The sequence below is a fragment of the Arthrobacter sp. 10N43 genome, assembly GCF_056394525.1.
On record NZ_JBFTIA010000004.1, the window covers coordinates 87,002 to 113,422 of the forward strand.

At 66.7% G+C, this 26,421-nt stretch carries 25 protein-coding genes and 1 tRNA gene; 17 read left to right on the forward strand and 9 right to left on the reverse strand.

Annotated features, from left to right (window positions below; genetic code table 11):
* The first annotated feature begins 2 nt into the window (after nt 1–2).
* Nucleotides 3–875 carry a universal stress protein gene (locus AC1DDO_RS08580; protein ID WP_441407744.1) on the forward strand — a complete coding sequence of 291 codons (873 nt, stop codon included), beginning with the start codon at nt 3–5 and terminating at the stop codon, nt 873–875.
* Here AC1DDO_RS08580 and AC1DDO_RS08585 read toward each other — a convergent pair.
* The 4 genes from AC1DDO_RS08585 to rarD form a co-directional block, all read right to left on the reverse strand.
* Nucleotides 872–1,786, reverse strand: coding sequence for a class I SAM-dependent methyltransferase (locus tag AC1DDO_RS08585; RefSeq protein ID WP_476866745.1), 915 nt, complete (start codon nt 1,784–1,786; stop codon nt 872–874). The genes AC1DDO_RS08580 and AC1DDO_RS08585 overlap by 4 nt on opposite strands.
* Nucleotides 1,783–3,321: a putative bifunctional diguanylate cyclase/phosphodiesterase gene (locus AC1DDO_RS08590; protein ID WP_476866744.1), complete on the reverse strand. Its 1,539-nt coding sequence runs from the start codon at nt 3,319–3,321 to the stop codon at nt 1,783–1,785. Before AC1DDO_RS08590 ends, AC1DDO_RS08585 begins: the two co-directional genes overlap by 4 nt.
* Nucleotides 3,308–3,712 carry a DUF7793 family protein gene (locus AC1DDO_RS08595; protein ID WP_476866743.1) on the reverse strand — a complete coding sequence of 135 codons (405 nt, stop codon included), beginning with the start codon at nt 3,710–3,712 and terminating at the stop codon, nt 3,308–3,310. The genes AC1DDO_RS08590 and AC1DDO_RS08595 overlap by 14 nt, the downstream gene beginning before the upstream one ends.
* 93 nt (nt 3,713–3,805) lie before the next feature.
* A complete protein-coding gene (gene rarD / locus AC1DDO_RS08600; protein ID WP_476866821.1) occupies nt 3,806–4,840 on the reverse strand; it encodes an EamA family transporter RarD in 1,035 nt (344 codons plus the stop codon).
* 120 nt (nt 4,841–4,960) lie between these two features.
* Here rarD and AC1DDO_RS08605 point away from each other — a divergent pair, with 120 nt between their 5' ends.
* The 9 genes from AC1DDO_RS08605 (at nt 4,961) to AC1DDO_RS08645 (ending at nt 15,521) form a co-directional block, all read left to right on the forward strand.
* Nucleotides 4,961–6,397 carry an FAD-dependent oxidoreductase gene (locus tag AC1DDO_RS08605; protein WP_476866742.1) on the forward strand — a complete coding sequence of 479 codons (1,437 nt, stop codon included), beginning with the start codon at nt 4,961–4,963 and terminating at the stop codon, nt 6,395–6,397.
* 77 nt (nt 6,398–6,474) lie between these two features.
* A complete protein-coding gene (locus AC1DDO_RS08610; RefSeq protein WP_476866741.1) occupies nt 6,475–7,245 on the forward strand; it encodes an ion transporter in 771 nt (256 codons plus the stop codon).
* 247 nt (nt 7,246–7,492) lie between these two features.
* Complete coding sequence (locus AC1DDO_RS08615; protein ID WP_476866740.1) at nt 7,493–8,944, forward strand: amidase; 1,452 nt, start codon at nt 7,493–7,495, stop codon at nt 8,942–8,944.
* Between the two features lie 36 nt (nt 8,945–8,980).
* Nucleotides 8,981–9,271, forward strand: a complete 291-nt coding sequence (locus tag AC1DDO_RS08620; protein WP_476866739.1) for a hypothetical protein — start codon at nt 8,981–8,983, stop codon at nt 9,269–9,271.
* 113 nt (nt 9,272–9,384) lie between these two features.
* A complete protein-coding gene (locus AC1DDO_RS08625) occupies nt 9,385–10,764 on the forward strand; it encodes a GAF domain-containing protein (RefSeq protein ID WP_476866738.1) in 1,380 nt (459 codons plus the stop codon).
* A 146-nt stretch (nt 10,765–10,910) separates the two neighbouring features.
* Nucleotides 10,911–12,434: an acetaldehyde dehydrogenase ExaC gene (gene exaC, locus AC1DDO_RS08630; protein ID WP_441407754.1), complete on the forward strand. Its 1,524-nt coding sequence runs from the start codon at nt 10,911–10,913 to the stop codon at nt 12,432–12,434.
* Between the two features lie 137 nt (nt 12,435–12,571).
* Nucleotides 12,572–12,979, forward strand: coding sequence for a DUF779 domain-containing protein (locus AC1DDO_RS08635; RefSeq protein WP_476866737.1), 408 nt, complete (start codon nt 12,572–12,574; stop codon nt 12,977–12,979).
* Between the two features lie 174 nt (nt 12,980–13,153).
* The gene (locus AC1DDO_RS08640) at nt 13,154–14,722 is read left to right on the forward strand and encodes an amino acid permease (RefSeq protein WP_476866736.1); all 1,569 of its coding nucleotides are present in this window, start codon (nt 13,154–13,156) and stop codon (nt 14,720–14,722) included.
* A 193-nt stretch (nt 14,723–14,915) separates the two neighbouring features.
* Nucleotides 14,916–15,521: a TetR/AcrR family transcriptional regulator gene (locus tag AC1DDO_RS08645; protein ID WP_476971749.1), complete on the forward strand. Its 606-nt coding sequence runs from the start codon at nt 14,916–14,918 to the stop codon at nt 15,519–15,521.
* A 45-nt stretch (nt 15,522–15,566) separates the two neighbouring features.
* On the opposite strand, the gene AC1DDO_RS08650 is transcribed toward AC1DDO_RS08645, so the two are convergent.
* From AC1DDO_RS08650 to AC1DDO_RS08660, 3 genes are all read right to left on the reverse strand, one after another.
* Nucleotides 15,567–16,202: a DUF2461 domain-containing protein gene (locus AC1DDO_RS08650; protein ID WP_476866734.1), complete on the reverse strand. Its 636-nt coding sequence runs from the start codon at nt 16,200–16,202 to the stop codon at nt 15,567–15,569.
* Nucleotides 16,203–16,340: 138 nt separating this feature from the next.
* A complete protein-coding gene (locus AC1DDO_RS08655; RefSeq protein WP_476866733.1) occupies nt 16,341–17,840 on the reverse strand; it encodes a catalase in 1,500 nt (499 codons plus the stop codon).
* Between the two features lie 22 nt (nt 17,841–17,862).
* Nucleotides 17,863–18,330 (reverse strand): Fur family transcriptional regulator, encoded by a 468-nt coding sequence (locus AC1DDO_RS08660; RefSeq protein ID WP_441407760.1) that lies wholly within the window; start codon nt 18,328–18,330, stop codon nt 17,863–17,865.
* A 101-nt stretch (nt 18,331–18,431) separates the two neighbouring features.
* Between AC1DDO_RS08660 and AC1DDO_RS08665 the strand changes: the two genes are divergently transcribed.
* Nucleotides 18,432–19,703: an MFS transporter gene (locus AC1DDO_RS08665; RefSeq protein WP_476866732.1), complete on the forward strand. Its 1,272-nt coding sequence runs from the start codon at nt 18,432–18,434 to the stop codon at nt 19,701–19,703.
* Nucleotides 19,704–19,771: 68 nt separating this feature from the next.
* Complete coding sequence (gene htpX, locus AC1DDO_RS08670; RefSeq protein WP_476866731.1) at nt 19,772–20,641, forward strand: zinc metalloprotease HtpX; 870 nt, start codon at nt 19,772–19,774, stop codon at nt 20,639–20,641.
* Nucleotides 20,642–20,787: 146 nt separating this feature from the next.
* Here the strand turns inward: htpX and AC1DDO_RS08675 are convergent, their stop codons facing one another.
* On the reverse strand, nt 20,788–21,279 hold the full coding sequence (locus tag AC1DDO_RS08675) for a YajQ family cyclic di-GMP-binding protein (RefSeq protein ID WP_018773569.1): 492 nt from the start codon (nt 21,277–21,279) through the stop codon (nt 20,788–20,790).
* 197 nt (nt 21,280–21,476) lie between these two features.
* Between AC1DDO_RS08675 and AC1DDO_RS08680 the strand changes: the two genes are divergently transcribed.
* The 3 genes from AC1DDO_RS08680 to AC1DDO_RS08690 all read left to right on the forward strand — a co-directional run bounded on the left by AC1DDO_RS08680 (nt 21,477) and on the right by AC1DDO_RS08690 (nt 24,521).
* Nucleotides 21,477–21,731 carry a hypothetical protein gene (locus AC1DDO_RS08680; protein WP_476866730.1) on the forward strand — a complete coding sequence of 85 codons (255 nt, stop codon included), beginning with the start codon at nt 21,477–21,479 and terminating at the stop codon, nt 21,729–21,731.
* Nucleotides 21,732–21,881: 150 nt separating this feature from the next.
* Nucleotides 21,882–21,963, forward strand: a tRNA-Tyr gene (locus AC1DDO_RS08685).
* Nucleotides 21,964–22,463: 500 nt separating this feature from the next.
* Complete coding sequence (locus AC1DDO_RS08690; protein ID WP_476866729.1) at nt 22,464–24,521, forward strand: hypothetical protein; 2,058 nt, start codon at nt 22,464–22,466, stop codon at nt 24,519–24,521.
* 147 nt (nt 24,522–24,668) lie between these two features.
* Here the strand turns inward: AC1DDO_RS08690 and AC1DDO_RS08695 are convergent, their stop codons facing one another.
* Nucleotides 24,669–25,238: a LysM peptidoglycan-binding domain-containing protein gene (locus AC1DDO_RS08695; RefSeq protein ID WP_476866728.1), complete on the reverse strand. Its 570-nt coding sequence runs from the start codon at nt 25,236–25,238 to the stop codon at nt 24,669–24,671.
* Between the two features lie 120 nt (nt 25,239–25,358).
* On the opposite strand from AC1DDO_RS08695, the gene AC1DDO_RS08700 reads away from it, so the two are divergent.
* Entirely contained in the window at nt 25,359–25,958 is a 600-nt protein-coding gene (locus AC1DDO_RS08700; protein WP_476866727.1) for a DinB family protein, read from the forward strand.
* Nucleotides 25,959–26,028: 70 nt separating this feature from the next.
* The gene (locus AC1DDO_RS08705) at nt 26,029–26,406 is read left to right on the forward strand and encodes an META domain-containing protein (protein WP_476866726.1); all 378 of its coding nucleotides are present in this window, start codon (nt 26,029–26,031) and stop codon (nt 26,404–26,406) included.
* Nucleotides 26,407–26,421: the final 15 nt, after the last annotated feature.

Genomic DNA, 26,421 nt, shown 5'->3' on the forward strand with positions numbered 1-26,421 from the left:
ACATGCGATACGTAGTCGGCTATACCCCCACCGAACGCGGCGCGGACGCCGTTGCCCTGGCGTCGGCCATGGCCCGGGCGCAGGGAGCGCATCTTGACCTGGTCTATGTGGTGGACCGGCACACGCCCTATGTGGCGATGAATCCGGAAGGCAGCCGGGTCAGCACCGCCGAGCAGCAGGTTATCTCCGCGGAACGCCAGGGAATGGAACTGGTCCCCGAGGGACTGGAGGCACACTTCCACGTCCGCCAGGCGGAATCCTTCGCCGCAGGCCTTATCGACGCCGCCCTCGAATACCGGGCCGGCCTGATCGTGGTGGGGGCAGCAAGCAACGGGCTCTTCAAGCGGCACACCGTGGGCAGCGTGGCCAGCGCCCTCCTGCACGCCGCCCCGGTCCCGGTGGCACTGGCGCCGCGCGGTTACCGCCGGACCGAGGCCGTCACGCGGCTGACCCTCGCCGTGGGCCAACGCGTCGGAGCGGAGGCAGCGATCGACGTCGCGATTGAATCCGCCCAACGCCGCGGAGTGCCGCTTCGGCTGGTTTCCCTGGTGGAACTCGACGTGGAGGGCGACGGCGGGGAAAACGTCAACGCCGCCCACATCCACGCCAACACCGTCCTGGCAGCGGCCGCTCAGCGTCTGCCCGAAGGCCACCACGCCAGCGTGGAGGTGGCCCACGGCCGCTCGATCGAGGAAGCAATCGACGACCTGGAATGGGACGACGGCGAGGTCATGATCGTGGGGTCCTCCCGCCTGGCGGAGAAGTACAAGCTGTTCATCGGCAGCACTGCCAACAAGGTGCTGCGGGCACTCCCCGTCCCGATGGTCGTGGTTCCGCGCGACTACCAGCGGGTGGACACCTTCCCGGAGGTCTAGGTCCCGGAGGCCTGGGGCCGCGGCGCAAGGACCGCCCAGTACGCCGGAATGCTGCCGGGCGGTCCGCCGGGTTCCATCGGCACTGTCCTCAGGACGGTGGAGCCCTCAGCGATGAGGCTCCACCGGTCAGCGGGGAACACCCGCGCGCGCTGCCCGGCGCCGAAATGGCCCGGTTTTGGCAGGGCGGAAATGGCTTGGCGGAGAGGTCCCGGGATCTGCCCGCCCGTGGCGCCGAGGCCCCTGAGGTAACTTAGCGCGCCGCCCGGGACGTTCGTCTCGACGAGGTAGACCCGTCCCCGGGCGCCGAGGAGGGCTTCGATGGAGCCCGCCAGGCGGGCCTGCCGTCGCCGGCCCAGGACGTGGAACACACCGCGCACAAAGACGTTGGCGTCGCCGAGTTCGCGGGCCAGCGCCGCCGCTGCGGCCGGCCGCGTGGCATCCAGGCTCCGAAAACTGAGGCCGGGGATGTCCGGGTGCGCGGATTGTGCTGCCGCCACGGCCCCGGGGGAGACGTCCACGCCCAGGACCGCGGGGAAGATTTCGGTGAGCCGCCGGGTGATGGCGCCGTTCCCGCAGCCGAGATCGATCACCGGAAGGCCGGTGTCCATTGTGCCGGCCATCGTCTGCAGATGGTGCCGGACCTCCTCGTTGCCGTCGCCGGGGGCCGCATCCCAGATGATCGCTTCCGTGAGGGATCCCTGAGACACGCCGTGCCAGAAGGCGTCCCAGCGCCGGTCCGGGCGCCGCGGACTGTGCAGGGACAGGGCGGCGACCCTGGCCGCGAGCCGGATTGTGTCCGCAGCCCTGCCTATGGCGTTCCCGGTTATGCCCGTCCCGTGCGCGCCCGACCCGTGCGCGCCTGACTTCTCGGTGCCTGACTTCTGGACGCCCGTCTTCTCGGTTCCGCTCACGCGACGGCGCCGTCCCGGTGCGCCAGCAGATCCGTCATACCCTCGACGGGCAGCGGACGGCTGAAGAAGTATCCCTGGCCGAATTCGCAGTTCAGCTGCCGGAGCCTGTTCGCCTGCTCACTGTCCTCGATGCCCTCGGCGACGGCACCGAGGCCGGCCGAATGGATCAGTTGCAGGATGGCCGCGACGAAGGTCTCCTGTTGCCGGTCGGTGGTCAGCCCGTCGAGCAGGGACTTGTCGATTTTGGCCTGCGTGACAGGCAGCGTGCGCAGGTAGCTGATGGACGAATAGCCTGTGCCGAAGTCGTCAATCTCGATCCGGACGCCGAGGTCATTGAGCGATTTCATCGTGGCTGCCACTTCCGGACCGCCGCGCATGATCGCGGTTTCGGTGATTTCGATGGAGACATTGCGGGGTTCGACGCCGTGCCGGGCCAACAGGGTTTCGACGTAGGGGGCCAGGTCGACGTGGTGCAGGTCCGCCGGTGAGAGGTTGATGTGCGTGCTGAAGCCCGCCGGAAGCCCGGGTTCGGACTTCCATCTGCCGGTTTGGGCGATGGCGTTCCGGAGCACCCAGTGCCCGATTTCCACCGTGAGCCCAGCCTCGTCGGCGGCGTCGAGGAAGGTATCGGGCGCCAGCAGGCCCAGGGCGGGGTGCCGCCAGCGGATCAGGGCCTCGGCGCCGGCGATGGTGCCGGTGCGCAGATCCATGATGGGCTGGTATTCCAGTTCGAGCTGGTCCGTAGCGAGCGCTGTCCGCAGTTCCGCCACCTGGTGGACCCGCTGCTTGGCGGCCTCGTGCATCGCCGCGGAAAACACCAGAAGGGTGTCGCGGCCACGTTTCTTGGCCTCGTGCATGGCGATGTCGGCATCCCGGATAAACTCCTCGCTGCGCAGGCCAGGTTCCCCCAGCCGGACCCCGGTGCCGGCCGTGAGGGCGATCGCGACGCCGCCGGCGACGATTCTGGCCTTCAGCGATTCGCCGAGCCGGGCCGCGATCTGCAGCACGGCCTCCGGATCCTGGTCCGCCACGAGCACGGCGAACTCATCGCCGCTCAGGCGTGCGATCAGGTGGCCGGGCCCGGCCGCAGCGCTCAACCGCAGCGCCGCCTCCCGCAGCACGGCGTCCCCCGCGCCGTGGCCGAGGCTGTCGTTGATGAGCCGGAAGGAGTCGAGGTCCAGCAGGATGAGGGCCGGCTGGTGTCCGGCGCCGGTCTGGGCTCCGGCTACGGCCTCGGCCGCTTTTTCCTGCAGCAGCGAGCGGCTGGCCAGTCCGGTCAGCTCATCGGTATTGATGACGCGCCGGAGTTCGGCCTTGGCCGCTTCCAGCAGCGCGGTCCGTTCGGCGACCCGGACCTCCAGGTCTTCGTACATGCTTTGGAGTTCTTCGGCCAGCAGGTTGATGCCGGTCGTTACGGCGTCAATGCCGTCCCGTGCCGGGGACACCGGCAGGCGGTTCGACAGATCGCCCGAGGACAGTACGACGATGCCGTCCACGAGTTCCTCGAGGCGGCGGTCATCATCATTCCCCGTCATGGCCCTGCGAGGTCAGCCAGCGGACCGCCTCATCGCCGTTGGTGAAAAAGCGTGTCGGAACCGGCGCGGAATTGACGCCCAGGAAGAAGTTGGCCAGCACCCGGTCCACGGCGGAGGAGCCAAGGAGCGCGATGGCCGAGGCGTCGCAGCGCTTGGCGAACACGGCCCGGGCGGCCCGGCTGACGGACTGCGTGGTGGCCATGTCGATCAGCAGCGGCGTGGGCCGGCCGCCGCACAGTTCATTGACCCGGTCCATGGCCAGCTGTGCGTTGGGCGCATCAATCACGACGTCCCGGGCCCACTCCAGGCGCAAGATGCCGCTGTTGTCGAAGTCCAGGGACGAGATATCCCGTCCGCCTGGAGTTCCACGATCCTCTACTGGCACCAGCAATCCTCAATTCCGCCCCAAAGTGTCCATTCATGATGACACTAGTGCACGGCGGGCGTGGTGTGCAGGACGCCGGCCGGCGGAGTTGGGTACCGCCTACGCGGCGGCGCGGGCCCGTTTCCGGGTCACGGAGTTCTTCCGGGCAGTGAGCAGCATGTCCACGGTCAAGATCAGCAGGGCCAGCCAGACCACGCCGAAGCCGATCCAGCGGTCAAGTGTCATAGCTTCCTTGAACACGACGAGCGCCACGATGAACTGCAGGACGGGTGCGAAGTACTGCAGCAGGCCAATCGTGGTCATCGGCAGCCGGCGGGCGGAGGCGCCGAAGAACAGCAGCGGCACTGCGGTGATGACGCCCGATGCCACCAAGAGCCAAAAATGCCCGGCACCGTTGGAGGCCAGGCTTGCCGCCCCGCTGACCGCGAGGACGATCATGGTGGCCGCAGCCACCGGGGCCAGCACGATCGTCTCCACCGTGAGGCTGGTGATGGCGTCCGCTCGCGGGCCAACGCGTTTCTTGACGAATCCGTACAGGCCGAAGCTGAACGCCAGCGTCAGGGCGATCCAGGGGAGCTTGCCGTAGGAGACTGTCAGCACTCCCACGGCGATGAAGCCGATTGCGACGGCGGCCCACTGCAGCGGCCGCAGCTTCTCCTTCAGGACAAAGACCCCCAGCAGGACCGAGACCAGCGGGTTGATGAAGTAGCCCAGGGAAGCCTCGACGGCCTGGCCGGTGGTCACGCCGTAGGTATACGTCAGCCAGTTCACCGCGATCAGCGCCGCGGCGATGGCCAGCGGGCCGATCACCGTCCGGTTCCGGAACGCGGCGCCGAGCACCCGCCAGGACCGGGTGACGGTGATCAGCAGGATGCAGAAAATCAGCGACCAGACCACCCGGTTCGCCACGATTTCGACCGCGCCGGCCGGATGCAGGACGTAGAAGTACAGGGGCAGCAGCCCCCAGAGCCCGTAGGCGCCGATGCCGAACAGGATCCCCGCCGTCGTGTCCTTGTCTACCGGTGCCGGTCCCGCCGGCCGGACGGGGCCGGGGCCTGCGGCAGCGGCGGGGACGGGCGGCGCCGTCAGCGGGGCGGGGGAGAAGGATCCTTCGGGATTAGGCACAAGACCAATAACACCATCTGCGCTGCGCCTATTCCTGCCAATTGGGCGCAGGCGAGCCGGCGACATTTAGAATAGGGGCCTGTGCGCTGTATCTACTGGCGCTGTCCCTAAGGATCAGAAGGGCTCCCGGTGTCCAACTCGGCCGAATCCACATCCACCCGTCCCCTCCGCGTCGCGATTGTTGGCGCCGGTCCGGCCGGCGTCTACGCCGCGGACATCCTGACGAAGTCCAATGAGGTCAAGGACGGCGACTTCCAGGTCAGCATCGATCTCTTCGAGGCCTACCCGGCCCCGTACGGCCTGATCCGCTACGGCGTGGCCCCCGACCATCCGCGGATCAAGGGAATCGTCAACGCGCTGCACAAGGTCCTGGACCGCGGCGACATCCGGTTCCTCGGCAACGTCACGTACGGCCGGGACCTGACGCTCCATGACTTCCGCGCCTTCTACGACGCCGTCATCTTCTCCACCGGAGCCATCAAGGACGCGGACCTGGACATTCCCGGGATCGGCCTGGAGGGTTCCTTCGGCGGGGCAGACTTCGTCTCCTGGTACGACGGCCACCCGGACGTGCCGCGGGAGTGGCCGCTGGAGGCCAAGGAGATTGCCGTGATCGGCAACGGCAACGTGGCCCTGGATGTGGCCCGCATGCTGGTCAAGCACGCCGATGAACTCCTGGTCACCGAAATCCCGGACAACGTCTACCGGGCGCTGAAGGATTCCCCGGTCACCGACGTCCACGTCTTTGGCCGCCGCGGTCCGGCCCAGGTGAAGTTCACGCCGCTGGAGCTGCGCGAACTCAGCCACGCCAAGGACGTGGACATCGTCCTGTATCCGGAGGACTTCGAGTTCGACGAGGCCTCGGACGAGGCGATCCGCAGCAACAACCAGATCCGGACCATGGTCAACACCCTGACCAACTGGCTCGTCGAGGAGCACGCCGAGGCGGAGGAACCGTCCTCGCGCCGGCTGCACCTGCATTTCCTGCACAGCCCGGTGGAGGTATACGACGACGCCGCGAACCCCGGCAAGGTCGCGGGCGTCAAGTTCGAACGCATGCAGCTGGATGGCACCGGAAACGTCAAGGGCAGCGGAGAGTTCCTGGACTACCCCGTCCAGGCCGTCTACCGTGCGATCGGCTACCACGGCTCGCCGCTGGATGAGCTGGAATACGATGCCCGCCGCGGCGTTGTCCCCAACGAAGGCGGCCGCGTGCTCGACGCCGAGGGAAACGCCGTCCCCGGGATCTACGCGACCGGCTGGATCAAGCGCGGGCCCGTCGGGCTGATCGGCCACACCAAGGGCGACGCCCTGGAGACCATCGGCTTCCTGCTGGAGGACCGGCTGACGCTGCCCCCGGCGCAGAACCCGGACCCGCAGGCCATCATCGACCTGCTTCAGGAGCGCGGCATCGAGTACACCACGTGGGAAGGGTGGATCAAGCTCGATGCCCACGAGCTCGCCCTCGGCGCAGAGTGGTCCGCGGCGGAGTCCGCGAAGGGGATCGAACGGGAGCGCATCAAGGTGGTGCCGCGCGAGGACATGATCGAGATTTCCCGAGGCTAGGCATGCCGCCACCTTCCGCCGTGTGATGGCTGGAAAAAAGTGTCGGCACACAGACGCCTGCGTGCCAGAATCCTCACATGACCAAGGAACGCAGTGAACTGAAGAGCACCGGATACGAGATCTTCATCGGTATCCTCTCGATCCTGTCGATCGTCAACCTCGTGCTCCTGTATGTCGTGCAGGACGCGTCGCTCGATACCGTGCTCACCGTGATGAACGCCATCTTCAGCGTGATCTTCCTCGCCGACTTCCTCTACCGGATCTTCACAGCGCCCTCGGCGGGTGCCTATTTCTTCAAGCACTTCGGCTGGGCCGACCTGTTGGCCAGCGTGCCGGTTGCCCAATTCAAGATCCTGCGGATCTTCCGGCTGATCCGGGTGTACCGCCTGCTCCGCGAGGTCGGCGTCGGGACGATCCGCCGCGCGCTGATGAAAGACCGGGCCGGCAGCTCCCTGTACGTCCTGCTGCTCATGGGCATTTTGGTCCTGGAATTCGGAAGCTTTACGATGCTCCGCGTCGAGCAATACGCCCCAGGGGCCAACATCACCAGCGCCTCGGACGCCATCTGGTACACGATCGTCACGATCTCGACAGTTGGCTACGGCGACCAGTACCCGGTCACCGATCTGGGCCGTGCCATCGGGTCGGGCATCATCGTCCTCGGCGTCGGTATCTTCGGCACGTTCACTGGTTACCTGGCCAACTTCTTCCTGGCGCCCAAGGCTCCCGCGCCGCCCGTCGATGCGGCCGACACAGGTACGGCGACGGTGGAGGGACTCCGCCTGCGCCTGGATGCATCCGAAGCCAAGCTCACCGAAATCAGAAAGCTGCTCGTCGAGCCGATGTAGTGGCCGAACCAACCCAGTGAACGCCTGGTCCCTCCGGGATCCTGCCGCGGGCTCGATCCCTTCGAGGCACCTGAGGGGTCCCGAAGGGACCCGGCAAGGCCTGTCCCCGCCAGGGGTCCGGACGTAGAATCTTCACGGACACCGACGCTCGCGGCGGGCACCGGGCCGCCGCGATTCCCGCGCATAGTCCCGCGCCGTTCATGCCGTGCCGTTGGTCCCGCCCAGTTAGTCGCTTCGGGAGGTTGCCGTGGACGAACAACTCCGCTGGATGGATGCCACCGAACAGGCGAACCTGGTCCGCTCCGGCCAGGTCAGCGCCGCCGAACTCCTCGCTGAGGCGCGGGAGCGCGTCAGGGAAATCAACCCCGCCGTGAACGCGGTGATTGCCGAGCTGGACGGCAACTCCCCGGTTACCGGCAGTCCGGACGACGGCGCAGCGGCCGTGGCGGCCGATGACCTCCCTTTTCCCGGCGTGCCGTTCCTCGTCAAGGACCTTGCCCTGGAAATCGCCGGGACACCGTTCTCCGAAGGCTCCCGCTGGCTCGCCGGCAACGTCTCACAGCGCGACCAGGAGCTCGCGAGCCGCTTCCGCCGGGCCGGGCTGGCCATCATCGGCAAGACCAATACGTGCGAGTTCGGCCTCAGCCCCCACTGCGAACCGCTGCTGTACGGAGCCACGCGCAACCCCTGGGACCTGTCCCGGTCCACGAGCGGATCGAGCGGCGGGTCGGCCGCCGCCGTGGCAGCCGGGATCGTCCCGATGGCCCATGGCAACGACTTCGGCGGGTCGCTGCGCTATCCGGCGGCATGGTGCGGGCTTTTCGCCCTCAAACCGACCCGGGGACGGGTGCCAATGGGTCCGGAATACGGTGATGTGGTCGGCGGCCTCGCGGCCGAATTTGCCCTGACCCGGACAGTGCGCGACGCCGCGGCGCTGCTGGACGCCGTCGCCGGCCCGGCTCGCGGGGACCCCTACTGGGCACCGCCGCAGCAGCGCCCGTACGTGGCCGAAACCGCGACGCCGCCGGGACGGCTGCGGATCGCCGCCACGGCCACGCCCAACAGCGGCCAGAGCGTCCATCCCGACTACCTTCGGACCTTCGACGCCACCGTGGAGTTGCTGGGCAGCTTGGGCCACGACGTCGAAGAGGCGCACCCCGAGCCCCTTGACCAGGCCGGGCACCGGGCCATCCGTGCGGTCTACGCCGCCGCAGCCGCCTGGATCGAGGGGTACTGGACACGGCGGTTGGGCCGCGGGCCGGATCCTGGCGAGCTGGAACCGCACACGGAGGTCCTGTTCGGGCGCGGCCGGAAGGTCAGTGCCGGAGACTACCTTCAGGGCGTGGAGGAACTGCAGCGGTTCAGCCGCCGGGTAGCCGGCTTTTTTCGGGTCTACGATCTCTGGCTGACGCCGACGGTGGGTTGGCCGCCGGTGCCGCTGGGCACCCTGACGCCGACGGCGGAGGACCCCGTCCGCGGGGAACGGGAGGCCGGCCGCTTCCTGATGTTCGACGGCGAGTACGCCAACATCACGGGCGGCCCGGCCATGTCCGTCCCCCTGGGCGCCGATTCGGCGGGACTTCCCGTGGGCATGTCCTTCCTCGCCGGCTTCGGCGCCGAAGCGACCCTCTTCCGGCTCGCCGCCCAGCTGGAACAGGCCAGGCCGTGGGCCGGACGGCATCCCGTGGTGCCTGTATAGCGATATCGCGCAGCGTAGTCGATGTGAAGGAGAGCGATGATGTATTTGGGAATGTACAGCTTCCGCGGTGACCCGGCAGAGCTTCTGGCCGGCCACGACCGCATGCTGGCCCTCTTGCCGGCCGGCCAGTTGGACGTACACCTGTGCGTGCAAACGGAGGCGGGCATCGCCGTCCTGGACACTTGCCCTAACCGGGAGATCTTTGACCGGTTCAGCAGCGGCCGGGAATTCCAGGAGCTGCTCACGGCCGCCGGCCTGCCGCATCCCGATATCCGGCACCTGGGCGAGGTCAAGAGCTACGTCCTGCCGCCGGGAGCCGGCGCCTGAGCCGCCCGCAGGCTTGTACAGGCCGGTGCGTTTCCAAACTCCCCGGGCGGAACTAGACTGGGCCGGACGAGGCGGCCTTCGGCACGCCGTCGAGCCCGTCCGGTGGGAGTTCAATGAGGAATCTGGTCCATCCGGCAGCGCTGTTCCCGCCAGCTGGCGGGGTCACAGCAGCGCTGCGGCAGCAGCATGCCAGCGCCGGGCACGAGGAACTGGACTCGCGTGGACTCGTTTCCCCGGAGGCGCTCCAACTGCCCGGACTCAGCAGCCTGATCCAGGAGTCGTGGCGGCGGTCAGCCCAACTGCACGCCAACCCTGACAACCCCGAGGCGCCGCTGGCCCTGGACCGCGAAGAACTCGAAGAATACCGCCGGCAGCACCCGCTGGCCGCCATCATGCCCGTGATCCATAAGCTCCTGGTCCTGCCCAGCCATGACAGCGGCATGCTGGTAGCCGTGGGGGACGAGGTCGGCAGGCTGCTCTGGGTGGAAGGCGACGCCGAACTGCAGCGCCGGGCGGAAGGCATGATGTTCGTCCCCGGCGCCGACTGGTCCGAGGCGACAGTCGGCACAAGCGCCCCCGGCACCGCCCTGGCCCTAGGCCGGGGAATCCAGATCTCCGGCGCCGAGCACTACAAGCGCTCGGTGCATCCGTGGAGCTGCACGGCTGTGCCCTTCCACGATCCCGATTCCGGCGCGCTGCTGGGGGTCGTGGACATCACCGGCACCGAGTCGGCCGTGGCCCCGCACACGCTGTCGCTCGTTGAGGCCACAGTCGCCGCGGCCCAGGCCCACCTGCGGGTGGAACGGCTGCAGCTGGCCGCCGCCCGCGAGTCCTCGCCGTCCCGGCGGCGCAGCTCGGCGCCCAGACCGTCCGGGGCGCCGGCCGCCAACAGCCTCTACCGCGACAGCCTCCAGCTGCTCGGCCGCGACCAGGCCCTGCTCAGCATCGACGGCCGCACCGTTGCACTGTCCGCCCGGCACAGCGAGATCCTGGCGCTGCTCAGCACGCACCCCGCAGGGCTGAACGCAGAGGAACTCTGCGCCCTCCTGTACCCGGGGGACGCCTCCACCATGACGCTGCGCGCGGAGATGGTGCGGCTGCGCAAGGTACTCCACCAGCTCAACCCCGGCGCCGTCCCGGAGTCACGCCCCTACCGCCTGCCGCTGGACCTCGTTCCCGACGCCGGACAGGTGCTGGACTGCCTGCAGCGCGGCGCCCACCGGATAGCGCTGGAACTCTACCGCGGCGCCGTGCTGCCACGCTCCGAAGCGCCCGGCATCGTGGAGTTGCGGGGCAGGGTCTCCGCGCTGATGCGCGAGGCCCTGCTGACGGACGGCAGCGCCGAATCGCTCCTGAAGTACGCTGCGCTGCCCGAGGCAAAGGACGACGTCGAGGTCCGGATCGCCGCGCTGAAGCTGCTGGCGCCCCGCTCGCCCAAGCGCGCCGCCGTCGTCGCCGATCTGGAACGGCTGGACAAGGAACTGAGCGCCTGACCCCGGCGCGGGAAGCCAGGACGCCCGACAGGTGACCTGGCTCACTTAGGTTGCAACCTGATTGCAACCTATGCGCGCCTACGCTGGGTGCAACGGGGGCCGGAAGCGCCTTGCTGCCCCCCTCTTGCACAGCAAAGGAGCTAGCAATGACTGTTTACGCCCAGCCCGGTACCGAGGGCTCGAAGGTCACCTTCAAGGACCGCTACGAAAACTGGATCGGCGGCGAATGGGTTGCCCCGGTCAAGGGACAGTACTTCGAGAACATCACCCCGGTGACCGGCAAGGCGTTCTGCGAGGTGGCCCGCGGCACCGCCGAGGACATCGAGCTGGCACTGGACGCCGCCCACAAGATCGCACCGTCCTGGGGCAAGACCTCCGTGGCCGAGCGCGCCGCGATCCTGAACAAAATCGCCGACCGGATCGATGAGAACACCGAGATGCTAGCCGTCGCCGAGTCCTGGGACAACGGCAAGCCGATCCGCGAAACCCTCAACGCCGATATTCCGCTCGCCGCCGACCACTTCCGCTACTTCGCCTCCGCAGTGCGCGCCCAGGAGGGCCGGCTGTCCCAGCTCGACGACGACACCACCGCCTACCACTACCACGAGCCCCTCGGCGTCGTGGGCCAGATCATCCCCTGGAACTTCCCGATCCTCATGGCCGTCTGGAAGCTCGCCCCGGCCCTGGCCGCCGGCAACGCCGTCGTCCTCAAGCCGGCCGAGCAGACGCCGTCCTCGATTCTGGTGCTGATGGAACTCATCGGAGACCTCCTGCCCGCCGGCGTGGTCAACGTGGTCAACGGCTTCGGCGTCGAGGCCGGCAAGCCGCTGGCCTCCAGCTCACGGATCCGCAAGATCGCGTTCACCGGTGAAACCACCACAGGACGGCTGATCAGCCAGTACGCCAGCCAGAACCTGATTCCGGTCACCCTGGAACTCGGCGGCAAGAGCCCGAACATCTTCTTCAACGACGTCGCCGACACCAGCGACGCGTTCTACGACAAGGCCCAGGAGGGCTTCACGCTCTTCGCCTTCAACCAGGGCGAGGTCTGCACCTGCCCGTCCCGGGCCCTGGTCCAGGACGGCATCTACGATTCCTTCATGGCCGACGCCATCGCCCGGGTGGAGAAGATCATCCAGGGCAACCCGCTGGATACTGAGACACAGCTCGGCGCCCAGGCCTCCAACGACCAGCTGGAGAAGATCCTCTCCTACATCGACATCGGCAAGCAGGAGGGCGCCAAGCTGCTCACCGGCGGCGCGCGCGCCGAACTGCCCGGTGACCTTGCCGGCGGCTACTACGTGCAGCCCACCGTGTTCGAGGGCCACAACAAGATGCGGATCTTCCAGGAGGAGATCTTCGGCCCCGTGGTGTCCGTGACCCGCTTCAGTGACTACAACGACGCCATGGGGATCGCCAACGACACCCTGTACGGCCTCGGCGCCGGCGTCTGGTCCCGCAACGGCAACGTCGCCTACCGTGCCGGCCGCGAGATCCAGGCCGGCCGCGTGTGGGTCAACAACTACCACGCCTACCCGGCCGGCGCGGCGTTCGGCGGGTACAAGTCCTCCGGCATCGGCCGCGAGAACCACTCGATGATGCTGGACCACTACCAGCAGACCAAGAACCTCCTGGTCAGCTACAACGAGAACAAGCTCGGCTTCTTTTAAGCCGCATTGACCCGGGCGGGGCGGATCGGCAGTGATCCGCCCCGCCCGCACCATTTCCCGCCAGCCCCGATTTCCGCCCGCCCCGACTTCCGCCAGCCCCGACTTCCGCCCCACCGACTTCTGAGGGAGTACTTCCCATGTCCCAGGCCAGGCTCGACGCCGCCATCACCCGCAACGGCGAGGACTTCTCCCGCGTGGCGCTCACCCCCGAGTCCGTCGAGTTGCTGCGAAAGCTCTGGGCACTGCACGGTCCACTGATGTTTCACCAGTCAGGTGGCTGCTGCGACGGCTCCTCGCCGATGTGCTACCCGGCAGGGGAGTTCATCACGGGGGACTCCGACGTCCAGCTGGGCCTGTTCGACATCTCCGACGGGTTGCAGCCCCAACCGCTGGAATTCTGGATGTCGCGGGAGCAGTTCAACTATTGGAGCCACACTCACCTGACCGTCGACGTCGTTCCTGGCCGGGGGAGCGGGTTCTCGGTGGAAGCGCCGGAAGGCAAGCGATTCCTGATCCGCTCGACGCTGATGGACTGGCCCGTCTAAGGCTCATCCGTGGCCCGTCTGAGGCTGATCAGGGTGGGATTTGAGGCTGCTCCGCGGCCGCTCCCACTCGCTGCAGCGTCTCACTATGTGGGACAAATCTGGCCGTCCAGTGGATGGACACTACGATAGATAGGTCTGTTTCCAAACCTGTTATCGAGATTGCGGACTTTCCTAATGAATCTTTTCCGGACCAAATCCATCGAGCAGTCCATGTCTGACGCCGATGAACCCGGACGTAAGCTGAAACGCTCGCTCAGCACGTGGGACCTCATGATCATGGGGGTCGCCGTTGCCGTGGGCGCCGGGATCTTTTCGGTCGGCGCCAAGGCCGCCGCGAATTTCGCCGGCCCCGCCGTGACCATCTCCTTCCTCGTGGCCGCCGTCACCTGCGCGCTCGCCATCATGTGCTACGCCGAGTTCGCGACAGCCATCCCTGTGGCAGGCTCCGCCTACGTCTTCACCTACGCCACCATGGGCGAGATCCTGGCGTGGATCATCGGCTGGAACCTGATCCTCGAACTCTTCACGGCCGGCGCCGTGATCGCGAAGTACTGGGGCATCTACCTCAGCAAGGTCTTCGCGCTCATGGGCGTGGACATTCCGCCGTCGATCTCCCTGGGCGGCATCGACCTCTACTGGGGCGCCTTCCTGATCGTTGCGATCTTCACCGTGCTGCTGGTCCTCGGAACCAAGCTCTCTGCCCGCGTGGGCAACATCTTCACGCTCATCAAGATTGCCGTGGTCCTGTTCGTGATCGTGGTCGGCTTCACGTACATGAAGGTCGAGAACTACGCCCCGTTCGTCCCGGCGTCCGAGCCGACCGGAGGCACCGGAACCGCGGATGTCCTCAAGCAGTCCTTCTTTGGCTTCCTGACCGGTGCGGCCCCCGCCCAGTACGGAACCCTCGGAATCTTCGCCGGCGCGGCCCTGGTCTTCTTCGCCTTCATCGGCTTCGACGTCGTCGCCACTTCGGCCGAAGAGGTCAAGAACCCGCAGAAGACGCTGCCCCGCGGCATCTTCGGTGGCCTGGCGATCGTCACGGTGCTGTACATCCTGGTGTCGCTGGCACTGACCGGCATGGTTTCCTACACGCAGCTGGCCGAGGCCAAGAACCCGACGCTCACCACCGCGTTCGAGGCCGTCGGCAATACCGACGCCGCCAAGATCATTGCCTTTGGCTCCCTTGTGGGCCTCACCACCGTCATCATGGTGCTGCTCATGGGCCTCTCGCGCGTGGTCCTGGCCATGAGCCGCGACGGCCTGCTTCCGCGTTCGCTGTCCAAGACCAGCACGGTGCGTGCGACGCCGGCCCGCCTCCAGATCATTTGCGGCGCCGCAGTGGCCCTCGTGGCCGGACTGACCAACGTGGACCTGCTGGAGGAAATGATCAACATCGGCACGCTCTCCGCCTTCGTGATGGTGAGCCTGGGCATCCTGGTGCTCCGCAAGAAGCGCCCCGACCTGAAGCCGGCCTTCCGCGTCCCGTTCGGCAAGGTGCTCCCTGTCGTCTCGGCTGTGCTGTGCCTGTACCTGATGACCAACCTCGCCGTGGAAACCTGGATCTTCTTCGCGATCTGGCTGGTTATCGGCATCGCGATCTACTTCGCCTACGGCCAGCGTCACTCCCGGCTGAACGAAAAGTTCGCGGAGGCACGGGCCTCAGTGAATGGCCCCGGTCAGGGAAGCGCCGCCACGACGGCCGGACCGGCTGCCATGGATGACGAGGACGCGCTCACCCGCTGACCGCACTGCCGGTTCCCGATCGGGACCGTCGGGTTCTGGGATGTCCAAGTCGCCGGAGCCGTGCGAAGTCGCTGGAAATTTCCGGGGGCCTGGCACGGCTCCGGCGATTTCGGCGTTGTCCGGGAAGGAGCCGGCGCGGGTTGGCCTCCGGCTGCGGACGCGGGAGGGGCGGGCTGCTCCCTAAGATGGAGGCATGGCCCGCCCCGCACGACCGGAACGCAAAACAGAGTTGTTGTCCGCGATTCTCGATTACCTGATGGACAAGTCGCTGGCGGAGCTCACGTTCCGGAGCCTCGCCGACGGGCTGGGCGTCAGCAGTTACGTCCTGGTGTACCACTTCGGCCACCGGGAACAGCTGATCAACGAGATCATCCGCGGTATCGAATCCCGGCTGGACAGCATTCGTGCCACGGACGTCCGGGACATCGACAGGGACGCGTGGCGTGCCTTCCTCCTTGAGTCCTGGCAGTGGACCATGGCGCAGCGCAACCGGCACCTGGCCCGGCTTGAATTTGAGGCCACAGCGCAGGACGTGGTGGCGGCGGTACCGCGCGGCACCGCCCAGGAGCACTTCCGGATGCTGCACGAGAAGTCCCGGGACTGGCTCGTCCTCCAGGGCATCCAGCCCGAGTTTGCCGACACGGACGCCCGCCTGTTCACCGCCGCCTTCTATGGGCTGCAGTTCGATTTCGTCGTCAACAACCAGCCCGAGGAAGCCAGCGAGGCCTTTGAGCTGATGATGCTGGTCTTCTTCAACAACCTCGACAGGCGCCTGGCCACCGACGGCCAGCACATCTGATTCGCAGGAAGCGGCTGATGCCTAGGGAGCGGCGCAGCTGACCCTTCAGGGAGCGGCGTAGCGGCCCTCCCATTCCACAAGGGGACGCAATTCCTCCCAGCGCTGTGCCACTTCCTCCACCGCGCCGGGGCCGGCAAGCCAGTCCGGCTGGCCCACGTTGACCCCGGCCGTGAGCGATTTGTGCTTGAGCAGCTCCGCCCTGGGATGGTCCTTGTCGAAGCCCCGCGGCACCGTCTTGAGGCGTTCGCCCTCCACCGCGAACCCTGCTGCCTCGACTTTGCGCACGATCTCCCTCAGGGCCTCGCCGCTGGCGGGATCATCCACCGCACCGCGAAAGCGCGCCAGCTGGGCCGGGGTGTAGGTGTGGCAGCCGCCGCCGATGAGCAGGCCGTCGGCGCTGAGCTGGATATAGAAGCCCAAGCCCTCTTCCAGCTCGGCGAAGGCGCCCTGGGCGGTCTTGTAGGGCGACTTGTCCGGCGAGAACCGGACGTCCCGGTTGGGGCGGAAGATCTTGGCCGGGCCGAAGCGTGGCTCCAGCTCGGCCAGCAGCTGGGTGAGCGGGCCTTTCACGGCAGCGTCGTAGACCGGCTTGTGCTCCAGCCACCAGTCGCGGTTGTTGTTCTGTTCAAGATCTGCGTAGAACCGGAAGGCGTCATCCGGAATGCCTGCAAATGCGGTCATGCCCAAATCCTACGGATCCGCTGTCCGTGGAGGCGAGGGGCACGCGCACGCATGTGGATAACGCACAACGCCCCGCCACGGAGATCCGTGGCGGGGCGTTCACCGTCGAGCTGACGGCGCAGGTCGACTCAACCGGGACTAGACCTTGTTGGCGGCCTCGGCGTCGGACTCAAACTGCCCGGCACCCAGGTTGGCGCGCAGCTTGGCGCCGAAGTCGGCGTCGACGTTGGTCCAGTACGCGATGGCGCGTTCCTTGATGTCGGCGCTCTTCACGCCGCCGACGGCGCCGGTGACGGTCTCCAGCAGGCGGGCCTTCTCGCCGTCGTTGTAGACCTCGCGGTACAGCGCGCCGGCCTGGCCGAAGTCGCTGTCCTCGGCGTGCAGGGAGTGCGCGGAGAGCGTGAGCTCGCCGTCGTTCTCCCAGCCGCCGCCGGCAACGGCGGGCTCCACGGCAGCGGGGCCGGCGACGGAGTTCGGTGCGTAGACCGGAACGGACGGAGCGTTGAAGTGGAAGCGTCCGGCGCCGTCCTGGCTGTAGTTGTTGACCTGGCTCTGCGGTGCATTCACCGGGAGCTGGGCGTGGTTGGTGCCAACGCGGTAGCGGTGTGCGTCCGCGTAGGAGAAGATGCGGGCCTGCAGCATCTTGTCCGGGGAAGCGGCGATGCCCGGCACGAAGTTCGACGGCGCGAAGGTGGCCTGTTCGATCTGCGCGAAGTAGTTCTCCGGGTTCTTGTTCAGCTCCATGGTGCCGACCTTGATCAGCGGGTAGTCCGCGTGCGGCCACACCTTGGTCAGGTCGAAGGGGTTGAAGCGGTAGGTCTTGGCGTCCTCGTACGGCATGACCTGCACGTGCAGGTCCCAGGACGGGAAGTTACCGGCGGCGATGTTCTCCTGCAGGTCGCGGATGTAGAAGTCCGCGTCCGAGCCGGCCAGTGCCTCGGCCTCATCGCCCGTCATGGACTTGACGCCCTGGTTGGACTTGAAGTGGTACTTGACCCAGAAGCGCTCGCCCTCGGCGTTGATCCACTGGTACGTGTGCGAGCCGTAGCCCTGCATCTCACGCCAGGAGGCCGGCAGGCCGCGGTCGCCCATGAGCCAGGTGACCTGGTGGGCGGACTCGGGGGAGAGGGTCCAGAAGTCCCACTGCATGTCGGCGTCGCGCAGGTGGGTGCCCGGGAGGCGCTTCTGGGAGTGGATGAAGTCCGGGAACTTGATGCCGTCGCGGATGAAGAAGACCGGGGTGTTGTTGCCGACGAGGTCGTAGTTGCCCTCGGTGGTGTAGAACTTCACGGCGAAACCGCGGGGGTCGCGCCAGGTATCGGGGGAACCGTTCTCGCCGGCGACCGAGGAGAAACGGATGAGCATGTCCGTCTCAGCACCGGGCTGCAGGAACGCGGCCTTGGTGTACTTCGAGACGTCCTCGGTGGCCTTGAAGGTGCCGAATGCGCCGCCGCCCTTGGCGTGCACGACGCGCTCCGGGACGCGCTCGCGGTTGAACTGCGCGAGCTTCTCGATCAGGTAGTGATCGGTCAGGATGATCGCGCCGTCGGCACCGACGGACTTGGAGTGGGCGTCGGAAGTGACGGGAGCGCCGGACTGTGTCGTGGACACTGCGGGCGCAGAGATGTTCTCGGTCATCGTTCTCCTTTGGTTGGATTTCTTAGTTTCGTTCGGAAGGAAGCTGTTGGGTGCGCTGACAGTCCTGGCAGATGCCCTGGTACAGCACATCCGCGATCTGGATGGTCATCGGCTTGGCGTCCGCGTCCCAGTGCGGGGTCAGGCAGGGCGCATGGCCCACGGCGCATTCGACGTCCTCCACGCGGCCGCAGCTGATGCACACTGCGTGGTGGTGGTTGTCTCCGACCCGGGTCTCGTACAGCGCGGGGGAGTGCGGGGGTTCGAACCGGCGCAGCATGTGCAGGTCGGTGAGGTCCCCCAGGACCACATAGACGGACTGGGCGGTCAGGTCCGGCAATTCCTGCCGGGCGGCGGCAAGGATTGCCTCGGCGGGGGAATGCGGGTGATGTTCGACGGCGGCCAGCACGGCCAGGCGCTGCTTGGTCACCCGGCGGCCGTGGGCACGCAGGGCGGCTGCCCATGCATCGTGGGTGCCCGAGGAATCCGTCATACCCTCATTGAAGCACTTATTATGACTGTCTCACAATAAGGCAGGGCTAAGAATGTCCGTCCGTGTCACAGCCCGTCCCCGGCCGCCGCTAGAGTTGCCCGGTGGAGAATCTTCTGGCGGACATCACCCCCGTGCGCGAAAGTCCCGCCTTCCGCCGCCTGTGGCTGGGCTCAGCCGTCTCCGCGCTCGGCAGCCAGCTAACACTGGTGGCCGTCAGCCTCGAGGTCTACCGGCTGACCCAGGACAGCCTCTACGTCGGGCTGCTGAGCATCTTCGCCCTCGTCCCCCTGATCTTCGGCGGCCTCCTGGGCGGCTCGATCGCGGACGCCCACGACCGCCGCACCGTGGCCCTGCTGGCCTCGTCCGTGCTGTGGCTGAGCACCGCCGCGCTGGCCCTCCAGGCATGGCTGCAGGTGGGCAATGTGTGGCTGCTGTACGCGATCGTGGCGGTGCAGAGTGGAGCCCAGGCCATCAACCAGCCGGCCCGCAGCGCTATCATCCCCGCCCTGGTGCGCAAGGAACTGCTTCCGGCCGCCAACGCCCTGAGCATGATGACCTTCGGCCTGACCATGACGGCCGGTCCGCTGCTGGCCGGCGTGCTCGTGGCGTGGATCGGATTCGGCTGGACCTACACGATCGACCTCGTCACCTTCGCCTTCGCTTTCTGGGCGCTACTCAAGCTGCCGCCCATGCCTCCCGGGCAGCATGCCAAGCCGGCCGGACTGCGTTCGGTGCTCGAGGGCTTCCGATTCCTTGGCACCCGGCCCAACGTCCGCATGACCTTCGTGATCGACCTCGTGGCCATGATCTTTGCCCAGCCGCGGGCCTTGCTGCCCGCCATCGCTGCACTCATGATCGGCGGCGGCGAGGCAACCGTTGGCATCCTGCTGGCCTCCACGGCCGTGGGTGCCTTCCTGGCCGGATTGTTCTCCGGGCCGCTGGGCGGTGTCCGCCGCCAGGGGACCGCCGTCGTGTGGTCCGTGATGGGCTGGGGCGCCTCAATCGCGGCGCTCGGCCTGGTGGTGGTCCTCGCCGGTCAGTCCGGCGGCGGTGGCGCGACGGTGTGGCTGCTGCCCGCGGCCCTGTGCTGTGCACTCGCCGGGATCGCGGATTCCGTCAGCGCCGTCTTCCGGACCACCATCCTGCAGGCCTCCACCCCGGACCACCTGCGCGGGCGCCTGCAGGGCGTGTTCGTGGTGGTCGTCGCGGGCGGGCCCCGGATCGGAGACATGCTGGCCGGCGGCGCGACTAAACTTTTGAACGAGGGATGGGTCCTGCTGCTCGGCGGGGTGTTGTGCATTGCCGTGGCCTGGACGCTGGCCCGCCGACAGTCCGGATTCCTGCAGTATGACGCGCGGAACCCGGTACCGTAGCGGTTCGTTTTTATGGGTACGTATCGAGGTTCGCGACATCCGGAAATACAGGGCATATAGGAGGACCAGTGCACCAGCATCACAACGGACTGAAAACCGCGGCCCTGTTCGGAGTCCTGTGGGCAGTCCTGCTGGGCCTCGGGGTGTTCATCGCCGCCGGGACGCGCAGTGCCGCGCCCATCGTGATCATGGCCCTGATCGGCGTCGCCACCACGGCCTACGGCTACTGGAACAGCGACAAGATCGCCATCCGGTCCATGCAGGCCTACCCCGTCACGGAGGCCGAGGCGCCCCAGCTGTACCAGATCGTCCGCGAGCTCTCCGCCCGGGCCAACCAGCCGATGCCACGGATCTACGTCTCGCCCACCATGGCGCCCAACGCCTTCGCCACCGGCCGGAGCCCGAAGACCGCGGCAGTGTGCTGCACCGAGGGCATCCTGAGGCTTCTGGACGCCCGCGAACTGCGCGGCGTGCTTGGCCATGAGCTGATGCACGTCTACAACCGGGACATCCTGACCGCGTCGGTGGCCGCCGCCGTCGCCGGCGTCATCACCTCGGTGGGGCAGATGATGCTGCTGTTCGGCGGCGGGGACCGCCGCAACGGCAACCCGTTCGCCGCGATCGCCATGGCCCTGCTGGCCCCGTTCGCCGCCTCCCTGATCCAGATGGCCATCTCGCGCACACGGGAGTACGACGCCGACGAGGACGGATCCTCGCTCACCGGCGATCCGCTGGCGCTCGCCTCCGCCCTGCGCAAGATCGAGCAGGGTGTCCAGCTGGAGCCGCTGCCCCAGGACCAGCGGCTCGTCAACGCCTCGCACCTGATGATCGCCAACCCCTTCCGCGGGGCGGGCGTGGCCAAGCTGTTCTCCACCCACCCGCCGATGGCCGAGCGGATCGGCCGGCTGGAGCGGATGGCGGGCCGTCCGCTCAGCTAGAACGCTCACGGCTTGGCTGGCGCCGGGCGGCTTGGCTGGCGACGCGGCATTTGCTCCGCGACACGCAAAAGGGACGGCGACACCGGAATTCCGGTGTCGCCGTCCCTTTTGCGCGTCGCGAGGAAGCGTCCGCAGCGGACGGGCCGCTAGCTGCGGAAGTTCACAAACTGCAGGTCGGCCTCGTCGAAGCCCTTGAGCAGGTTCATGGTCTCCTGGAGGTCATCGCGGGATTTTGACGTCACCCGGAGTTCGTCCCCCTGGATCTGGGACTTGACGGACTTGGGGGCCTCGTCCCGGATCAGCTTGTTGATCTTCTTGGCAAGGTCCTGGGCAATGCCCTCCTTGATGGAGGCCTCGAGCCGGAACTCCTTGCCGGAGGCGTAGGGCTCGCCGGTGTCGAGGGACTTCAGCGAGATGCCGCGGCGGATGAGCTTGGACTGCAGCACGTCCAGGACCGCCAGGACGCGCTCCTCGGAGTTGGCCTTCATGAGGATCTTCTCGCCGCTGAAATCAACCTCGGCGCCGACGCCCTTGAAATCGTAGCGCTGCGCAATTTCCTTCTGCGCCTGGTTCAGCGCGTTGGCGACTTCCTGCTTGTCTACCTTGCTGACGACGTCGAACGTGGATTCGCCTGCCATGACTGTCCTCCTGGTGGTTGCCGGGGGCCTCAGGTGAGGCCGGGATCTCTGCATTCCAGCCTAGTACGGATGCCCCGGATGTGGCGGCCGGCAGGTGCGGCTACGTTTCACAGTCCGCTCATAGCTCAATCATGGCGGGAACGAAGCCGGGGCGCCCAGAGTTGCAAGGGTTGGAACCCCCGCTGAAAGGCAAGAACATGCACCACAAGGCCGTCCGCTACGTCACCCGCACCACCGCCGCCGCTGCCAGCACCCTGGCGACGACGGCGAGCTCCGTTGCCGCCGCTGCCCTGGCGGCCTCCATCATCCTGAGCCCGACCGCCGATGCGTCAGCCCGCATGGACGGTGTCCACGCCGACCTGGCCCGCGCCGTCCAGCTGAACCAGGTCACCGCGGAGCAGGCAGCACGATTCGAGGAACGCCTGGCCGGACGCATTCTCGGAGAGGCCTGATTTTCCGGGGATTTCGGCCCTCTCCGGCGCCGATTCGATTCTTCGGCAGAAGTTCTGTAAAGTTGTCTTGCCCGCGGGTGCTGGAAGCGGAACGGACTGGAAACAGGCGTTCTGGGACTGGAAACCGCGAGTGATCTTCTTTTGAAGTTCGGCAGATTACCCGAGCGGCCAAAGGGGGCTGACTGTAAATCAGCTGGCAACGCCTACGGGGGTTCGAATCCCTCATCTGCCACCCTTGCAAAGGGCTCTATTTCCTAGCAGTAGCTAAGGAAATAGAGCCCTTTGTTGTTTTCTCGAGAATCCTGTCTGGGCACATTTTGAACACACTTGAGTGTGAAACGGCTCGATCCAGTGTGCGGCCGCCCCGTCCAGATGCTCATCCACCAGGACCGCGTGGATGTCCAGAGCGAGGCTCCCGTGTTTGCGCGCAATGGTGCCAGCCATATCAGGGCCCCGTGAGCACCGTTCTGCGTGCCGCAACAACCAGGCCGCGCCGTCGACCGCGTTTCGTGCTGCCTCGCCCGCCCCGCGCGCGTATAGTTCCCGCGTGTCGGGCAACGCCTCTACCTAACGTCCTCGATCCTGGCCCAAGTGCCCAAGGCCCCGAGATTCTCGCCAACGAGCATTGCGGAGCCTTTGAGTAGCGCCGGGCGACGGATCTGGCCGTCCCAAGGGCAGGCACAACCGACGACGCCTACACCGACGAGCCATGAATCACGCAAAGGACTTCCATTGGGGACAGAGACAACACTGCGCGGCCTTAAGACGCCTGACGAGAACGAACTGCTTCGCGGCGGCAGTCACGTCATCCCGGCTAACGCCCAGAAGGCCCAGCAGGAGAACAACCTCGCCCAACTATTGGACCCACTGCGACACAACCTGCTGGCACGCACCCGCCCCATGCCCTCCGGCAAGTGCTTCCTCCGCCGCACGTCAAAGTACAAGTACTGGATGGGCTACCAACTGGATTCGCTGCGGTGGATGGTTCACACCTTCAGTAACTCCCCAAACACTGACGGCGGCGCCGAGGCCAGGCAACTCGTGCAGTTGAACAATTTCGCCGCCTACCGCGCCGGCCTGTACACGAACTGGGACGCGGCGGACTGGACGTGGAAGGGGGCGAGCTGGGAGGACTCCACCCCGTTAGCCGGGCGTCGGGCAAGGACCCGCAGGGAATACGCCCGGTTCACCTTGCCGGTGGGCAGCCGCGCGGCCCTAATGCGCTATACCGCGCACTCGTCCAACGGGATTGCCGAAGTCCGCATGACGGATGATCTGGGCATGACACACACGCCGTCTGATCTGCTGTCGGGCCGGGAGATGCTGGAAGCCGGACTGGTCACGCAGTGCGATATCGATGCGGGGAACATCAGTACCAGCGCCTACTACATCAGCCAGCACACGTATGGGGTGAGCTGCCTCGCGGACCGTGTCCTGTCCACGAACCTCGACACGCAACGGACCTACACCGTGACCGTTCTGGGGACAGGCGTGCAGAGAGCCGGTTCCATCCCGGTCCACCTGGTTGGCAATCCGTCGGCCGAAGTGGAATTTTCGGAGGGCGAAGCAACAGGCGCCTCACTGTCGAGGGTGGCAGGCGCCGCTCCGGCCCAGGGCGGTGCATACTACCGACTGACCGTCACGGACAACACTGCTGGTACCCACAACCAGCAGGTGGATATTTCGCCTCGCGTTACAGTTGTCCCCGGTCTGCCACACACCATGTCTGCCTACGTTCGGGCGTCTGGAAATGTAGGCGTATCCCTGCAGATGTCCTTTTACGATTCTGCCGGGGCCGCAATCGGCAACAGTTCCTCATCGCCCACCATCACCGGCGCTACTTTTGCCTGGACTTCCGTAACTGCAACAGCCCCAGCCGGGACAGTAAGCATGCTTCTTCGGATCGGCAATGCTGACGCTGCTGCCGTCGGCGACACGATTGACTTTGACGGCGTGGTGCTCGAGCAGTCGGACATGCCAGGCCCCTGCGCCGAAGGGGTGCCGGCGCCGTACGTGACGGTGGCCGCCATCGGCCGCGACCACCCGACCCCGAATAGTCAGACGACGTGGGTCCTTGATGAGCAGTTGGGCGGCGCTGGACGGAGCGACCCGTCGGCGTGGGAATACGCCTTGGGTGTTGCCATCGGCGGCACTGACGCGTTCATCGGCAACCAGCACGGTTACGACCGCCCTGCGTCTTGGAAGGTTTACGCCGAGGGCAAGACTCTCACTCCGCCAGTGGACTCCATCTACACCTCGAACGGGTTCACGATCGAGCGGCTGTCGGATCTTTACCACCCTGGCAGCGAGAGCAAGGTGGGGACCGCGCGGGTCGTGTACAGCATGACTGCAGCGGGAGGATTGCACGTTCACCGAAAAATCACGTGGGCGACAGACGGCTGGTACTACTGCCCCTACATGGTGATGTGGCCGACCACGCTGCAGCGAGTGTCGTGGGTCGGGGCCAACCAGACCTGGACCGCGGACCAGAATCTCGGCAAGGCGCCTGGCGGCCAACTCGGCAAACTCCCGTACCAGTTGTGCTATGCCTGGAACCCGGACGGGAACTATGTTGCCCTGTGCGACTCCGGAATTGAGGGCTTCCGCTCCTTCGCATCGGGGGCAGCCTACGCGTACTACGAGGACCGCAGTGCCACCCTGAAGAAGCTCTACGTCGCCCCGATCACGGACGGTGCACGGCACCAGTTCATCGCCGGCGACACCTGGGGAGCTGCCAGCACGTATTCGGCCGGCAGGGTATCCAGCCCGGAGGTAACGCTGAAACGCTAGCATCCGCTTCGGAGACGGGCTCCGAAGCCTCCTGAAGGACCGTGCGTGCCTTTCGTCCGGTTACTCCCTCGGGGGGCCTCCGGAACCAATCAGTTCCGGAGGCCTTTTCTTTCCCCGCCGTTCTGTAGTCCCCAAGAACGCCGCGGCTCAGTTGGTCGTTGGACTCGGGATGGTGACCGTGGTGCCGGCGGGCGGTATCCACTCGTGGCCGGTCAACAGGTTCAGGTTGGCTATCCGCAACGCATAGAGCGGGACTCCGTAGCGGCTCGCGATCCCAGAAGGGGTGTCTCCTGCGATCGTCTCGTACAGGAGCCGCCCCTGCCCGTCCTGGCCGGTCACGCTTCCGCCGGCCCCCAGCTGCGGCACGGCCACGCCTCTGAGGTCGATGACTTCTCCCGCGGTAATGGACACCGCTTCGTTGAAACTCCTGAGGATCTCGGGAGTCATCCTGAAGTGGGCGGCGATGCCCTCCCAGGTGTCTCCGTCGACAGCCGTGTAGCGCATCGGCTGGAAGAACCCGTTCGTTTCGGTCGTCCCCTGCAGGCCCCCGGCCGCCGGGGTCGTTGCAGGGGCAGCGGCCGCGGGGGATTCGCCCTGGGCTGCCGCGCCTGATTCGCAGGCTGCCAGCAGGACGGCGAGGACTGCAGCCAGAAGAACCACGGCCAGAAGAACTGCGGCGGCTGGCGGGACGCGCTTTACACCGGAACTGTGACTCACGTTGGGTGTCCTGTCAGTCGGGGCCTCCCCCCGAGGCCCGTTGCCGCTGATTATTCCATACGTTTTATGAAACCGAGATTTCCGCAGGCCGCAGCCCGGGGGTTCGGTATAGTGCCGGTCATGGATGAAAAGGCGATCTTGCACACCTACCTGCGCACCCGAAGGGCCAGCCTGCTGGCAAAGCTCGACGGGCTCAGCGAGTACGACGCGCGCCGGCCCCTCACGGCCACGGGCACCAACCTGCTGGGCCTGGTCAAGCATGTGGCCAGCGTAGAGCTCGGTTACTTCGGCGAGGTCTTTGGCCGGCCCAGCGACCTGGAACTGCCATGGTTGGCCGAGAATGCGGAGCCCGACGCTGACATGTGGGCTGCCCCCGGCGAGACGCGGGAGCAGATCGCAGAGCTCCACCGCGTCTCTGCCGCGCACAGCGACGCCACCATCGAGGAGCTCGCCCTGGACGCGCCCGGCGTGGTGCCTTGGTGGCCGGACGAGCGCAAGCACGTGACCCTGCACCAGATTCTTGTGCACATGTGCGTGGAAACAGCCCATCACCTCGGCCACGCGGACATCCTGCGCGAGCTCATCGACGGCAGCGCTGGCCAGCGCCCGGGGGATCCGAACTTGTCGGTGCGTACGCCCGAAGAGTGGGCTGTCCACCGGGCCCGGATCGAGGCGGCCGCCGTCGCCGCCGAAGCGGGGGCACCGGCTGCCGGCCGCTAGGAGTCCGAAGGCGACCCGGAGAGGCGGAATGATCCTTCCGTCCGGGAGATAGCTCAACTAGCATGGCGGCATGAGTCGGTTGCGCCGAAGCGGTCTGCTGGTTGTTGCCATGCTGGTTGCCGGCATGGCGCTGGCGGCACTCACGGGGTGCTCCGGTCCGGCCCTGAAATCGTTCGCCGGAAGTTGGGGGCAGACCGTCAAAGGTCAGCCCAACCTCACGATCACCGACGACGGCTCCTTCCAGGGAACGGACGGCTGCAATCGTTTGACGGGCAAAGGATCGATTTCGGCCGATTCCTTCGACTTCGGCCCGATCGCATCCACCATGATGGCCTGCAGCGACGTCGACACGTGGCTGTCGCAGGCGCACACCGCCAAGGTGGACGGGACTGTGCTTGTCGTCTACGGCAACAGCGGTAGCAAGATCGGGACCCTGGCCAAGCAGTGACATTGCCGGCTTCGC

Excerpts from the sequence above, each read along its gene's own strand:
- AC1DDO_RS08645 (WP_476971749.1), top strand. The coding sequence starts at position 14,916 with ATGGCCCGCCCCGCACGACCGGAACGCAAAACAGAGTTGTTGTCCGCG.
- AC1DDO_RS08655 (WP_476866733.1), bottom strand. The coding sequence starts at position 17,840 with ATGACCGAGAACATCTCTGCGCCCGCAGTGTCCACGACACAGTCCGGC.
- AC1DDO_RS08625 (WP_476866738.1), top strand. The coding sequence starts at position 9,385 with ATGAGGAATCTGGTCCATCCGGCAGCGCTGTTCCCGCCAGCTGGCGGG.
- AC1DDO_RS08620 (WP_476866739.1), top strand. The coding sequence starts at position 8,981 with ATGATGTATTTGGGAATGTACAGCTTCCGCGGTGACCCGGCAGAGCTT.
- AC1DDO_RS08640 (WP_476866736.1), top strand. The coding sequence starts at position 13,154 with ATGAATCTTTTCCGGACCAAATCCATCGAGCAGTCCATGTCTGACGCC.
- AC1DDO_RS08650 (WP_476866734.1), bottom strand. The coding sequence starts at position 16,202 with ATGACCGCATTTGCAGGCATTCCGGATGACGCCTTCCGGTTCTACGCA.
- AC1DDO_RS08580 (WP_441407744.1), top strand. The coding sequence starts at position 3 with ATGCGATACGTAGTCGGCTATACCCCCACCGAACGCGGCGCGGACGCC.
- AC1DDO_RS08660 (WP_441407760.1), bottom strand. The coding sequence starts at position 18,330 with ATGACGGATTCCTCGGGCACCCACGATGCATGGGCAGCCGCCCTGCGT.
- AC1DDO_RS08705 (WP_476866726.1), top strand. The coding sequence starts at position 26,029 with ATGAGTCGGTTGCGCCGAAGCGGTCTGCTGGTTGTTGCCATGCTGGTT.
- AC1DDO_RS08700 (WP_476866727.1), top strand. The coding sequence starts at position 25,359 with ATGGATGAAAAGGCGATCTTGCACACCTACCTGCGCACCCGAAGGGCC.
- AC1DDO_RS08610 (WP_476866741.1), top strand. The coding sequence starts at position 6,475 with ATGACCAAGGAACGCAGTGAACTGAAGAGCACCGGATACGAGATCTTC.
- AC1DDO_RS08590 (WP_476866744.1), bottom strand. The coding sequence starts at position 3,321 with ATGACGGGGAATGATGATGACCGCCGCCTCGAGGAACTCGTGGACGGC.
- AC1DDO_RS08635 (WP_476866737.1), top strand. The coding sequence starts at position 12,572 with ATGTCCCAGGCCAGGCTCGACGCCGCCATCACCCGCAACGGCGAGGAC.
- AC1DDO_RS08680 (WP_476866730.1), top strand. The coding sequence starts at position 21,477 with ATGCACCACAAGGCCGTCCGCTACGTCACCCGCACCACCGCCGCCGCT.
- exaC (WP_441407754.1), top strand. The coding sequence starts at position 10,911 with ATGACTGTTTACGCCCAGCCCGGTACCGAGGGCTCGAAGGTCACCTTC.
- AC1DDO_RS08675 (WP_018773569.1), bottom strand. The coding sequence starts at position 21,279 with ATGGCAGGCGAATCCACGTTCGACGTCGTCAGCAAGGTAGACAAGCAG.